We start from the raw sequence: 13,606 nt of genomic DNA, 5'->3' as shown, positions 1-13,606 counted from the left end.
ACCCTGTCAGTTTCCCCTCCTTGGATGTCTAGAGGACAGGCTCACATGGCGCGCGACAAGATTGCTTTGATTGGCTCCGGTCAGATCGGCGGAACGCTGGCTCATCTCATCGGCCTGAAAGAACTGGGCGACGTGGTGATGTTCGACATCGCCGAGGGCGTGCCGCAGGGCAAGGCGCTCGACATCGCGCAATCCTCGCCGGTCGACGGGTTTGACGCGCACTACACCGGCGCCAATTCCTACGAGGCGCTCGACAACGCAAACGTCTGCATCGTCACCGCCGGCGTGCCGCGCAAGCCGGGCATGAGCCGCGACGATCTCCTCTCCATCAACCTCAAGGTCATGGAGCAGGTCGGCGCCGGCATCAAGAAGTACGCCCCGGACGCCTTCGTCATCTGCATCACCAACCCGCTCGACGCCATGGTCTGGGCACTCCAGAAAGCCTCGGGCCTGCCGCACAAGAAGGTCGTCGGCATGGCCGGCGTGCTGGATTCCTCGCGCTTCCGCTACTTCCTGGCCGACGAGTTCAACGTCTCGGTCGAAGACGTCACCGCCTTCGTGCTCGGCGGCCATGGCGACACCATGGTGCCGCTGGTGAAGTATTCCACCGTCGCCGGCATCCCGCTGCCTGACCTCGTCAAGATGGGCTGGACCTCGCAGGCACGCCTTGACGAGATCGTCGACCGCACCCGCAACGGCGGCGCCGAGATCGTCAATCTGCTCAAGACCGGCTCGGCCTTCTATGCGCCGGCAGCCTCGGCAATCGCGATGGCCGAGAGCTATCTGCGCGACAAGAAGCGCGTGCTGGCGAGCGCCGCCTACCTCAACGGCGAATACGGCGTGAAGGACATGTATGTCGGCGTGCCCGTCGTGATCGGCTCCAAGGGCGTCGAGCGCGTCGTCGAGATCGAGCTCACCGGCAAGGACCGCGAGGCCTTCGACAAGTCGGTCGGCGCGGTGCAGGGTCTGGTCGACGCCTGCAAGAAGATCGCACCCGATCTTCTCGGCCGCTAATCCCAACAATCCCGCCGAAGATCGAAAAAACCGGTCTTCGGCGGTTTCACTTCCGGACCCCGCCAAACCTTAGTTTAAGGCTGGGCGGGTTCCGGGTTCGAAAGTCCAGAGATCTCGATGTCAGAGAATCCGGGTTGCAGTTCCTGTGGTATATGGTATGCCAGCCACAAGACTGAGGTGGGCCTACGAGGTCACCGCCCGCGGGTTCAGGGAGCGACTATATGAATATCCATGAATATCAGGCCAAAGCGCTGCTGAACGAGTTCGGCGTGGCGATCTCCAAGGGCGTTCCTGTCCTGAAGGCGGCCGACGCGGAAGCCGCCGCCAAGGCGCTCCCGGGTCCGGTCTGGGTGGTGAAGAGCCAGATCCACGCCGGCGGCCGCGGCAAGGGCAAATTCAAGGAGGCCTCGGCCGGCGACAAGGGCGGCGTCCGCATCGCCAAGTCGGCCGCAGAGGTCACCGAATTCGCCAAGCAGATGCTCGGCGCGACGCTCGTGACGATCCAGACCGGTCCCGCCGGCAAGCAGGTCAACCGCCTCTACATCGAGGACGGCTCCGACATCGACAAGGAATTCTACCTCTCGATCCTGGTCGACCGCGAGACCTCGCGCGTCTCCTTCGTGGTGTCGACCGAGGGCGGCGTCAACATCGAGGACGTCGCCCACAACAGCCCTGAGAAGATCGTGACCTTCTCGGTCGATCCCGCGACCGGCATCATGGGCCATCACGGCCGCACTGTCGCGAATGCCCTGAAGCTCACGGGCGACCTCGCCAAGCAGGCCGAGAAGCTCACCGCGCAGCTCTACACGGCGTTCGTCGCCAAGGACATGTCGATGCTGGAGATCAACCCGCTGGTCGTGACCAAGCAGGGCCAGCTCCGCGTGCTCGACGCCAAGGTGTCGTTCGACGACAATTCGCTGTTCCGTCATCCCGAGGTGCTCGCGCTGCGCGACGAGACCGAGGAAGACGCCAAGGAAATCGAGGCGTCGAAATACGACCTCAACTACGTCACCCTCGACGGCAATATCGGCTGCATGGTCAACGGCGCCGGCCTCGCCATGGCGACGATGGACATCATCAAGCTCTACGGCATGGCGCCGGCGAACTTCCTCGACGTCGGCGGCAGCGCCAGCAAGGAGAAGGTCACGGCCGCCTTCAAGATCATCACCGCCGACCCGAACGTGAAGGGCATTCTCGTCAACATCTTCGGTGGTATCATGAAGTGCGACGTCATCGCCGAAGGCGTTACGGCGGCGGTGCGCGAAGCGGGTCTCAGCGTGCCGCTGGTGGTCCGCCTCGAAGGCACCAATGTCGAGCTCGGCAAGAAGATCATCCGTGAATCCGGCCTGAACGTGGTGCCGGCCGACAATCTCGACGACGCTGCGCAGAAGATCGTGAAGGCCGTCAAGGGAGGCTAAGGCCATGACCCAAGACCATCTCGCCGCATCATCCCCGCTGCCCGAGCACGCGCGCCTTGCCGCGTTCGCCGGCGAATGGAATGGCGAAGAGGTGGTCTTTCCGTCGCGCTGGACCGCCGGCGGGCCGGCGACCTCGCACACCGTCGCGCGCATGGATCTCAACGGCTTCTACCTGATCCAGGACTCGGTGCAGATGCGCGACGGCAAGCAGATCTTCGCCACCCACGGCATCTTCACCTACGACCGCGAGGACCGGACCTACAAATTGTTCTGGTACGACTCGCTCGGCTACACGCCGCCCTCGCCCGCCTCCGGCGGCTGGGTCGGCAAGACGCTGACGCTGGTGCGCGGCTCGCTGCGCGGCAATGCGCGCCACGTCTACGAGATCATCGACGACAATGCCTATTCGTTGAAGATCCAGTTCTCACCGGACGCGGAAGGCTGGGCTGACGTGCTCACCGGCGTCTACCGCCGCATCCACTGACCTCTCACTGTTAGTTTCGCGAAAGCAGACCTCATGTCCATCCTGATCGACAAGAACACCAAGGTCATCTGCCAGGGCTTTACCGGCAAGAACGGCACCTTCCATTCGGAGGCCGCGATTGCCTACGGCACCAAGATGGTCGGCGGCACCTCGCCGGGCAAAGGCGGTGCGACGCATCTGAACTTGCCGGTGTTCGACACCGTGCGCGAGGCGCGTGAGAAGACCGGCGCCGATGCGTCGGTGATCTACGTGCCGCCGCCGGGTGCGGCCGACGCGATCTGCGAAGCCATCGACGCCGAGATCCCGCTGATCGTCTGCATCACCGAGGGCATTCCGGTCCTCGACATGGTCCGCGTGAAGCGCTCGCTCGCGGCCTCCAAGTCGCGCCTGATCGGACCGAACTGCCCGGGCGTCATGACCGCCGGCGAGTGCAAGATCGGCATCATGCCGGCCAACATCTTCAAGACCGGCTCCGTCGGCATCGTCTCCCGCTCCGGCACGCTGACCTATGAAGCCGTGTTCCAGACCTCGCAGGAGGGCCTCGGCCAGACCACCGCGGTCGGCATCGGCGGCGACCCGGTCAAGGGAACCGAGTTCATCGACGTGCTGGAAATGCTGCTCGGCGACCCCAAGACCGAATCGATCATCATGATCGGCGAGATCGGCGGTTCCGCCGAGGAGGACGCCGCCCAGTTCCTCAAGGACGAGGCCAAGCGCGGCCGCACGAAGCCGATGGTCGGTTTCATCGCCGGCGTGACCGCACCTCCCGGCCGCCGCATGGGCCATGCCGGCGCGATCATTTCGGGTGGCAAGGGCGACGCCGGTTCCAAGACCGACGCGATGAAATCGGCAGGGATTACAGTGTCTCCGTCTCCCGCCCGCCTCGGCCACACGCTTGCCGAAAAGTTGAAGGGCTAATTCACTTCTTCGTGCTTTTCCGGGCGAAATTTCGCAGCAAATAGGGTAAATGGTGCCTGTCGCGCTGAGCCTCTGCCGGGGAGCTCAGCGCCAGCGCCGTTTGTTATGCGCGAACCGAAATCGCCAGGAACTCAAGTATGTCTCGCCAAGACGCGAACGCAGCCTTTGCCCTCTCCTCCTTTTTGCAGGGCACCAACGCCACCTACATCGACGAAATCTACGCCCGCTACGAGAAGGACCCGTCCTCGGTCGACGCCGAGTGGCAGGAGTTCTTCAAGAGCCTGAAGGACCAGCCGGACGACGTCCGCAAGAATGCCCAGGGCCCGTCCTGGGAGCGCGCCAACTGGCCGCTGACGCCGCAGGACGATTTGACCTCCGCCCTCGACGGCAATTGGGCGGAAGTCGAGAAGGTGGTCGGCAGTAAGATCGCCGCCAAGGCGCAAGCCAAAGCGGGCGACAAGGGCTCCGCCATCTCCTCCGCCGACGTGCTCCAGGCGACGCGCGACTCGGTCCGTGCGTTGATGCTGATCCGCTCCTATCGCATGCGCGGCCACTTCCACGCCAAGCTCGATCCGCTCGGCATCGAAGCCCCGCGCAACCGCGAAGAGCTCGACCCGCGCACCTACGGTTTCAGTGAAGCCGATTTCGACCGCAAGATCTTCCTCGATCACGTGCTGGGCCTCGAATACGCCAGCTTGCGTGAAATCACCGCGCTTTGCGAGCGCACCTACTGCCAGACGCTCGGCGTCGAGTTCATGCATATCAGCAACGCTGCGCAGAAGGCCTGGATCCAGGAGCGCATCGAAGGGCTGGACAAGGAGATCTCGTTCACCCGCGAAGGTCGCCGTGCCATCCTGATGAAGCTGGTCGAAGCCGAAGGCTTTGAAAAATTCTGCGACACCAAGTTCACCGGCACCAAGCGCTTCGGTCTCGACGGTGCTGAATCGCTGATTCCGGCGCTCGAGCAGATTATCAAGCGCGGCGGCAATCTCGGCGTGAAGGAAGTTGTGGTCGGCATGCCGCATCGCGGCCGTCTCAACGTGCTGACGCAGGTGATGGGCAAGGCGCATCGCGCCCTGTTCCACGAATTCAAGGGTGGCTCGGCCAACCCCGACGCCGTCGAAGGCTCGGGTGACGTCAAGTATCACCTCGGCGCGTCCTCGGACCGCGAGTTCGACGGCAACCGCATCCATCTGTCGCTGACCGCGAACCCCTCGCATCTCGAGATCGTCGATCCCGTGGTGCTCGGGAAGGTCCGCGCCAAGCAGGATCAGCACGGCGATCCGCCGGACCAGCGCATTTCGGTGATGCCGCTCTTGATGCACGGCGACGCCGCGTTCGCCGGCCAGGGCGTGGTCGCGGAATGCTTCGGTCTGTCGGACCTGAAGGGCTACCGCACCGGCGGCTCCGTGCACTTCATCGTCAACAACCAGATCGGCTTCACCACCTATCCGCGTTACTCGCGCTCCTCGCCCTATCCGTCGGATGTGGCGAAGATGATCGACGCGCCGATCTTCCATGTGAACGGCGACGATCCGGAAGCCGTCGTGTTCGCGGCCAAGGTCGCGACCGAGTTCCGGCAGAAGTTCCACAAGCCTGTCGTCATCGACATGTTCTGCTATCGCAGGCATGGCCACAACGAGGGCGACGAGCCGGCTTTCACCCAGCCGGTGATGTACAAGAAGATCGCAGCTCATCCCACGACGCTCGAGCTCTACGCCCGCCGCCTCATCAGCGAAGGCGTGATGACCGAGGGCGAGGTCGACAAGGCCAAGGCCGACTGGCGCGCGCGGCTCGATGCGGAGTTCGAGGCCGGTACCTCCTACAAGCCGAACAAGGCCGACTGGCTCGACGGCAAGTGGGCCGGTTTCAAGATCGCCGACCAGGAAGAAGATGCCCGTCGTGGCGTCACCGGCGTCGACGTCGCCGCGCTGAAGGACATCGGCCGCAAGATCACCAAGGTGCCGGACGGTTTTCGCGTTCACCGCACCATCCAGCGCTTCCTCGACAACCGCGCCAAGGCGATCGACACCGGCGCGGGGATCGATTGGGCGACTGGCGAGGCACTGGCGTTCTGCACACTGCTCAACGAGAACCACCATGTCCGCCTGTCGGGCCAGGATTCCGAGCGCGGCACCTTCTCGCAGCGCCACTCGGTCCTGATCGATCAGGAGGACGAGAGCCGTTACACTCCGTATAACCATCTCGGCAACGAGCAGGGCCATTACGAGGTCATCAACTCGCTGCTGTCGGAAGAAGCCGTGCTCGGCTTCGAATACGGCTACTCGCTCGCCGAGCCGAACACGCTGACCCTGTGGGAAGCGCAGTTCGGCGACTTCGCCAACGGTGCGCAGGTCGTGTTCGACCAGTTCATCTCCTCGGGCGAACGCAAATGGCTGCGCATGTCCGGTCTTGTCTGCCTGTTGCCGCACGGCTACGAGGGCCAGGGACCGGAGCACTCCTCGGCGCGTCTCGAGCGCTATTTGCAGATGTGCGCGGAAGACAACATGCAGGTGGTCTATCCGACCACGCCGGCGAACTACTTCCACGTGCTGCGCCGCCAGCTCCACCGCGAGATCCGCAAGCCGCTGATCCTGATGACGCCGAAGTCGCTGCTGCGCCACAAGCGGGCGGTGTCGCGTCTCGAAGAGCTTGCCAAGGGAACGACCTTCCACCGCATCCTCTATGATGACGCCCAGATGCTGCCGAACGAGGCGATCAAGCTCGTTCCGGACGACAAGATCCGCCGCATCGTGCTCTGCACCGGCAAGGTCTATTACGACCTCTACGAGGAGCGCGAGAAGCGTGGCATCGACGACATCTATCTGATGCGCGTCGAGCAGCTCTATCCGGTGCCGCTGAAGGCGCTGGTGGCCGAGTTGTCGCGCTTCAAGAAGGCGGAAGTGATCTGGTGCCAGGAAGAGCCGCGCAACATGGGTGCGTGGCACTTCATCGAGCCCTATCTGGAATGGGTGCTGAACCAGGTGAACGGCGCGAGCCGGCGTCCGCGTTATGTCGGCCGCGCCGCTTCCGCTGCGACCGCCACTGGTCTGATGTCGAAACATCAGGCGCAGTTGAAGGCGTTCCTGGACGAAGCATTGAGCTAAGAAGTCTTTACACCTCGTCATGCCCCGCGAAGGCGGGGCATCCAGTATTCCGCGGTGTTCGTTCTGATCACGAAGGTCACGGCGTAATGGATTGCCCGCCCCGGTGCGCAAGCGCGCACAAGGCGGGCAATGACTTATGAAATTCACGACCGCATTGGCGATCTCCTTAAGGAAAAGACCATGACTGAAATTCGTGTGCCGACGCTCGGCGAATCCGTCACCGAGGCCACCATCGGCCGCTGGTTCAAGAAGGCCGGCGATTCCGTCGCCGTCGACGAGCCCTTGGTGGAGCTCGAGACCGACAAGGTCACCATCGAAGTCCCGGCGCCGTCCGCCGGCACGCTGAGCGAGATCGTCGCTGCCGATGGCACGACCGTTGCGGTCGGTGCACTGCTCGGCCAGATCACGGAAGGCGCCGCAGGCGCTGCCAAGCCGGCTGCTGCGCCCGCCAAACCTGNCCTGCCGCTGCCGCTCCGGCTGCTGTGGCTGCTGCTCCCGCGCCGGCTCCTAGCGCGCCGAAGGCGCCGCCGGCCGACGCCCCTCTGGCCCCGTCCGTGCGCAAGCTGTCCGCCGAGACCGGCGTCGACGCCTCGACCGTTCCCGGCTCCGGCAAGGACGGCCGCGTCACCAAGGGCGACATGCTCGCCGCGATCGAGCGCGCGGCTTCCGCGCCGACCCCGGTCAATCAGCCCGCCGCCGCCGTTCAGGTGCGCGCACCGTCGCCGGCCGATGACGCCGCCCGCGAAGAGCGCGTCAAGATGACCCGGCTGCGCCAGACCATCGCGCGCCGCCTCAAGGACGTGCAGAACACCGCGGCGATGCTCACGACCTTCAACGAGGTCGACATGACCAACGTGATGGCGCTGCGCGCGCACTACAAGGATGCGTTCGAGAAGAAGCACGGCTCGAAGCTCGGCTTCATGGGCTTCTTCACCAAGGCCGTCGTGCAGGGCCTGAAGGATATCCCGGCCGTCAACGCCGAGATCGACGGGACCGACCTGATCTACAAGAACTACTACCACATCGGCGTCGCCGTCGGCACCGACAAGGGTCTCGTCGTGCCGGTGGTGCGTGACTGCGACAACAAGTCGATCGCCGACATCGAGAAGGGCATCGCCGATTTCGGCCGCCGCGCCCGTGACGGCCAGCTCAAGATCGACGAGATGCAGGGCGGCACCTTCACCATCACCAATGGCGGCATCTACGGCTCGCTGATGTCGACCCCGATCCTGAACGCGCCGCAGTCCGCCATCCTGGGTATGCACAAGATCCAGGAGCGTCCGATGGCGATCGGCGGCAAGGTCGAGGTCCGCCCGATGATGTATCTGGCGCTGTCCTACGATCACCGCGTCATCGACGGCAAGGAAGCCGTCACCTTCCTGGTTCGCGTCAAGGAGAGCCTGGAAGATCCGGCGCGGCTGGTGCTCGATCTCTGATCGCTGATGCTCTGCAAGCGCCGTCGCTCTTTGGCGCGACGGCGTGTGTCGAACCTTGGAGGCGCGCGTGACCGATAAAGTCGTTGTCATCACCGGCGGCAGCCGCGGCATCGGGCGGGCGACTGCGCTTGCGGCGGCTGCGCGCGGCTTCCGTGTCGTGGTCGGCTATGCCAGCAACAAGACGGCCGCCGACGAGGTGGTCAGCCAGATTGCGGCGAGCAACGGCAAGGCCATCGCGGTGAAATGCGATGTCGCCGAGGAAAGCGATATCCTCGAACTGTTCAAGGCGGCGGACAAGTTCGGCACGCTCGGCGCGCTCGTCAACAATGGCGGCATTGTCGGCCAGAGTGGCGTGCGCGTCGACGAGATGTCGGCCGAGCGTATCCAGCGCGTGATGGCGGTCAACGTCACCGGCTCCATCCTCTGCGCGCGCGAAGCTGTAAAGCGGATGTCGACCAAGCATGGCGGCAAGGGCGGCGTCATCGTCAATCTGTCATCGGTTGCTGCCAGGCTCGGCGCACCGAACACCTATGTCGACTATGCGGCGTCCAAGGGCGCGATCGATTCCTTCACCATCGGCCTCGGTTATGAGGTTGCCGGCGAAGGCATTCGCGTCGCGGGCATCCGGCCCGGCCTGATCGACACCGAGATCCACGCCTCCGGCGGCGAGCCCGATCGGCACCATCGTCTGGCCCATATGGTGCCGATGAAGCGCGTTGGCACGGCGGAGGAAATCGCCAACGCCATCGTCTGGCTCCTGTCGGACGATGCCTCCTACATCACCTCAGCCATTCTCGATGTGTCCGGCGGACGCTGACGCGCCGCGCGGACGCTGACACCTCTCCTAACGCTTAACTCACGGGACTTTCTCTCATGGCTTCCTACGATCTCGTCGTCATCGGCACCGGACCAGGCGGTTATGTCTGCGCGGTGCGTGCAGCACAGCTCGGCATGAAAGTCGCCGTGGTGGAAAAGAACGCCACGCTCGGCGGCACCTGTCTCAACGTCGGCTGCATGCCCTCGAAGGCGCTGCTGCACGCGTCCGAAATGTTTGAGGAAGCCGCGCACTCCTTCGCCAAGATGGGCGTCAGCGTTTCTGCGCCGAAGCTCGAGCTGCCTGCGATGATGAACTTCAAGCAGCAGGGCATCGACGGCAACGTCAAGGGCGTCGAGTTCCTGATGAAGAAGAACAAGATCGACGTGCTCAAGGGCGCCGGCAAGATCCTCGGCACCGGCAAGGTGGAAGTCTCCGCCGACGGCAAGTCGCAAGTGGTCGAGACCAAGAGCATCGTCATCGCCACCGGCTCCGATATCGCGCGGCTGAAGGGCATCGAGATCGACGAGACGCGCATCGTGTCCTCGACCGGCGCGCTGTCGCTGGACAAAGTCCCCGGCAAGCTTCTGATCGTCGGCGCGGGCGTGATCGGTCTCGAGCTCGGCTCGGTCTGGCATCGTCTCGGCGCCGAAGTCGTCGTCGTCGAATTTCTGGATCGCATCCTGCCCGGCATGGACGGCGAGATCGCCAAGCAATTCCAGCGCATCCTGGAAAAGCAGGGCTTTGCGTTCAAGCTCGGCGCCAAGGTCACCGCCGTCGATACCTCCGGCAAGACGCTGAAGGCGACGATCGAACCGGCTGCCGGCGGCGCCGCCGAGACGCTGGAAGCCGACGTCGTGCTCGTCTGCATCGGCCGCGTGCCCTACACCGACGGGCTCGGCCTGAAGGAAGCCGGCGTTGCGCTGGACAATCGCGGCCGAGTGCAGATCGATCCGCATTTCGCCACCAGCCTGAAGGGCGTCTATGCGATCGGCGACGTCGTCGCCGGTCCCATGCTCGCGCACAAGGCGGAGGATGAGGGCGTCGCGGTGGCGGAGATTATCGCAGGACAGGCCGGCCACGTGAATTACGATGTTATCCCAGGTGTCGTGTATACCACGCCGGAAGTGTCCTCCGTCGGCAAGACCGAGGAGGAACTGAAGCAGGCGGGTGTGGCTTATACTGTCGGGAAGTTTCCCTTTACCGCCAACGGCCGGTCCAAGGTCAACCAGACCACTGACGGCTTTGTGAAGATTCTCGCAGATGCGAAAACCGATCGCGTGCTGGGCGTGCACATTATCGGCCGCGAAGCCGGGGAAATGATCCATGAAGCATGCGTTCTCATGGAGTTTGGCGGCAGTGCGGAAGATCTCGCCCGCACCTGCCACGCGCATCCGACCCGCTCGGAAGCCATCAAGGAAGCCGCGCTTGCAGTCGGCAAGCGGGCCATCCATATGTAGATACGCGCCCAGCGCTGAATCGGGCGGGAAACACATGCTGCGCCGCCTTCTTCAACCGGTCTGGGTCCTGCTGGCGATCATCTTCCTGATCGAAGCTTGGCTGTGGGACCATCTCGAACCGATCGTCGCGCGGGTTGTCGCAATCATTCCGCTCGCCCGGTTCAAGCAGTGGCTGTCGGACCGCGTCGATGCGCTGTCGCCGGCCATGACGCTGATCGTGTTCGCGGTCCCGATCATCCCGCTATTTCCGCTCAAGCTGGTCGGCCTGTGGCTGCTCACGCATGAATACTGGACCAGCGCGGTGTTCACGATCCTGTTCGCGAAGTTGCTCGGCGTCGGCGTCACGGCCTTCGTGTTTGATGTGACGCGCGACAAGCTTCTGGAGATGCACTGGTTCGAGCGACTCTATGAGCTGATGCTCAAGCTGCGCGGCAAGGCCGCCGAGATCGTCGATCCGGTCAAGCGGCGCATCAAGGACATCGTCCGCGGCAACGGCGAAGGCTGGTCCTCACGCACGCTCCGCCTGATCCAGCGTTTTCGCAAGAGCGTGCACGAAGCGCGCTGAGCGCTGTTTGCCACACACTCGCCGTCATCGCCCGGCTTGACCGGGCGATCCAGTATTCCAGAGACGTCAATTGGTCACGGAGAAGCCGCGGCGTACTGGATGCCCCGGTCAAGCCGGGGCATGACAGCTGAGTTGGTGGGACGAGTTTGCAGCCTCGTACGAAGTTCTACCCGTGCAGATGCAGCAGATGCGGCCACCACGCGCCGAGTATGGTCATCGCAAGGCCGGCCAGCGTCAGCAGGCCGCTGATATAAGCGAGCGCGACCATGCCAGTGATGATGGTCGCCGACGCCAGCACGATTCCGATCTGGAAGGCCGCGGACGCAAGCTCGAAGTGGTGATACTTCGCGGTGGCCTCGTCGCGCTCATGCTCGGCATCCTTGGCCTTCTCGGCGAGCTGTTCGGTACCTTCCTTGGTCTCCGGCTCGGAGCGGTAGCGTGCCGCGGTCTTCTGCCAGTCGTCGATCTGCTTCTGCACCGCGGCCTTGGTGGCATCGTCTGGCGTGGTGATCAGCTTGGCCCCCTCGGCCGCGGTCTGCACCACCGTGCGGCGGATGCTCTTGGCCTGGAAGAAGGCCCAGAGGTTGGAGGCCTCGACGTTCTTGCTGATCGATTCGGTCTGGGCGCCCTTGCCGAGCGTTTCCGAAATCGCCAGGAACAGCGCCAGCACGGCGATCAGAAGGGCGATCTTCCTGTTCTCGCCGGATGCGTGCTCGGCATGCTCCGCATGCTCCATGCTTTCATGTGCGCTCATGATTCCCCCTCCTGCCTGTCGTCCGCTACGATTGACCGAATGTCATGTCGGACGCAAGCGCGAAGCCGCGCTCGACGGCATCTGGCACAGCAATGCCCAGAGTCTATTTCACGCGCTCGGGCGGATATTCATACGCGCGGCCGAAATCCGCATTGTCGTCATATGGCGTTACAAAAAATCGCGGATGATGCGGTTTGAACGCCGTGCCGGACAGGCAGGATTCGACCAGGGGGAAGGTGTCGACCAGCGTCAAATCTTCGGCCGCCATGGCACGACAGGGGCGGGGTAGCCGCATCGCGTTCAAGGCGCCGAACCGTTCGTGCAAATCCTCGTCCGTCCATTCGTTCGGCGGCTTCTTGAATTGGCCGCGAAACGCGGTGCCGTGATCCGATTGAAGAATGATCAGTCCGTCGGGGTCGGTCCCGATGATGTCGTGCAGCAGTGCCGTCGTCTGAAAGTTGATGCAGCCGAGTTGCTCGATGAAGGCCGGCCGCGCCTCGGGACTCCAGCGCTGGAGATCCGGATCGGCCGGACGAAAACTGCAATCTGACCGGAAGCGGATTGGCGGATGCGGCGCCAGCACATGCGCATAGAGGAAGAAAGGTGAAGGCATCGCGCGGATGACGGCCAGCTTCGCCGTAAGGTCGTCAACTCCGCCCCACGCGAACGGTGTCGATTGCCGGTGCTGAACGATCAGGTCAACGATCGGCGTGTTGGAGAGGATCGCGATGTCGAGCTCGTCGAGACCCAGATTGCCGCGAACGCATCGCGGCTCGTCCGACGCGCATTCGGTGAGATAGTCATAGCCGTTCTCGAAATGCACATAGGTGTAACCCGCCGATCTGAGACGGGCGACGGTGCGGTTTTTGCCTCTGACGCGGGCCTGCATGTCCTGCGCCGACAGCGCCCTCAGTTCGTCGCCCTCGCCCTCGACCGTATAGTCGGCGCTGACGGTGCTCGAGATCGAATTGACGGTAGCCGGAAAATTCGAGCGGCTCTTGCCAAGCACGACAAAGTCGAGCGTGCGCAGCGACGCGATGAATCCACTGTTGTCGAAGGCGAAATCCTGCTTGAGGACATCCTGCCGCGGATAGCCGTCGAGCACGATCCAGTAGATGTTGGGCGACAAGGCAAACCGCTCCGCGCTCGCAGCCCCGGCGGCGGCCTGTGCCGGATGGCCGCGCGTCGCAAAGGTCGCGATTCTCGCTAGTGATGGCGCCACGAACGCGGCCGAGAGGACCAGCGCGACCGTCACGGCGCCGCGCCGGCGGATGGTGGCCAGCGCCAGAATGCCGGCGCCCAGGGCCGCCGATGTCCAGGCGAATGGCGCGAGCTGACCGAGATGCGCTTTCAGCTCGCGCTGGATCAGATCGACATCGTAGGCGAAGAAGACGAAGACCATCAATCCGGTCGCGATCAGGATGCACCAGAGCGGAAGTTGTCGCAGCAGCATCTTCAGACCGGCGGCGATGATTGCAGTCGCCGCCAGCGTTCCGGCCGCGTAGTGCAGGACTCGCCAGGGATCGGCCAGCGCATTGATGTTGCCGGCATAGAAATCGAGCAGGGCGGCCGTCGACAACAGGGTAGCGGTCAGCAGCGATCGCAGCAGAATCCAGTCGTCATCTCGAACCTGCAT

The 13,606-nt window shown here is 63.8% G+C and carries 11 protein-coding genes and 1 pseudogene; 10 read left to right on the top strand and 2 right to left on the bottom strand.

Annotated elements, in window-relative coordinates:
* Positions 1–45 precede the first annotated feature (45 nt).
* From mdh to UP06_RS17690, 10 genes and pseudogenes are all read left to right on the top strand, one after another.
* Positions 46–1,014, top strand: a complete 969-nt coding sequence (gene mdh / locus UP06_RS17730) for a malate dehydrogenase (protein ID WP_045004376.1) — start codon at positions 46–48, stop codon at positions 1,012–1,014.
* Between the two features lie 221 nt (positions 1,015–1,235).
* Positions 1,236–2,432, top strand: coding sequence for an ADP-forming succinate--CoA ligase subunit beta (gene sucC, locus UP06_RS17725; protein ID WP_045004375.1), 1,197 nt, complete (start codon positions 1,236–1,238; stop codon positions 2,430–2,432).
* Between the two features lie 4 nt (positions 2,433–2,436).
* Entirely contained in the window at positions 2,437–2,916 is a 480-nt protein-coding gene (locus UP06_RS17720; protein ID WP_045004374.1) for a DUF1579 family protein, read from the top strand.
* 33 nt (positions 2,917–2,949) lie between these two features.
* Complete coding sequence (sucD, locus tag UP06_RS17715) at positions 2,950–3,834, top strand: succinate--CoA ligase subunit alpha (RefSeq protein ID WP_045004373.1); 885 nt, start codon at positions 2,950–2,952, stop codon at positions 3,832–3,834.
* A 137-nt stretch (positions 3,835–3,971) separates the two neighbouring features.
* Entirely contained in the window at positions 3,972–6,941 is a 2,970-nt protein-coding gene (locus tag UP06_RS17710; protein WP_045004372.1) for a 2-oxoglutarate dehydrogenase E1 component, read from the top strand.
* Between the two features lie 180 nt (positions 6,942–7,121).
* A pseudogene (locus tag UP06_RS42120) lies at positions 7,122–7,398 on the top strand (biotin/lipoyl-containing protein); the annotation flags it as partial.
* 1 nt (position 7,399) lies between these two features.
* Positions 7,400–8,377 (top strand): 2-oxoglutarate dehydrogenase complex dihydrolipoyllysine-residue succinyltransferase (gene odhB / locus UP06_RS17705; RefSeq protein ID WP_245305499.1); only part of this gene is annotated, 978 nt, incomplete at its 5' end.
* A 67-nt stretch (positions 8,378–8,444) separates the two neighbouring features.
* The gene (locus tag UP06_RS17700) at positions 8,445–9,194 is read left to right on the top strand and encodes an SDR family oxidoreductase (RefSeq protein WP_045004982.1); all 750 of its coding nucleotides are present in this window, start codon (positions 8,445–8,447) and stop codon (positions 9,192–9,194) included.
* A gap of 56 nt (positions 9,195–9,250) precedes the next feature.
* The gene (lpdA, locus tag UP06_RS17695; protein ID WP_045004370.1) at positions 9,251–10,651 is read left to right on the top strand and encodes a dihydrolipoyl dehydrogenase; all 1,401 of its coding nucleotides are present in this window, start codon (positions 9,251–9,253) and stop codon (positions 10,649–10,651) included.
* Positions 10,652–10,685: 34 nt separating this feature from the next.
* A complete protein-coding gene (locus UP06_RS17690) occupies positions 10,686–11,216 on the top strand; it encodes a hypothetical protein (RefSeq protein ID WP_045004368.1) in 531 nt (176 codons plus the stop codon).
* Positions 11,217–11,382: 166 nt separating this feature from the next.
* Here UP06_RS17690 and UP06_RS17685 read toward each other — a convergent pair whose 3' ends face one another.
* Both UP06_RS17685 and UP06_RS17680 read right to left on the bottom strand, forming a co-directional pair.
* A complete protein-coding gene (locus tag UP06_RS17685) occupies positions 11,383–11,970 on the bottom strand; it encodes a DUF4337 domain-containing protein (RefSeq protein ID WP_045004366.1) in 588 nt (195 codons plus the stop codon).
* 103 nt (positions 11,971–12,073) lie between these two features.
* The gene (locus UP06_RS17680; RefSeq protein ID WP_045004364.1) at positions 12,074–13,606 is read right to left on the bottom strand and encodes a sulfatase-like hydrolase/transferase; all 1,533 of its coding nucleotides are present in this window, start codon (positions 13,604–13,606) and stop codon (positions 12,074–12,076) included.

Origin of the sequence: Bradyrhizobium sp. LTSP857 (assembly GCF_000938285.1) — a bacterium.
GTDB lineage: Bacteria > Pseudomonadota > Alphaproteobacteria > Rhizobiales > Xanthobacteraceae > Bradyrhizobium.
This window is presented reverse-complemented; position numbering and strand designations above follow the sequence as displayed.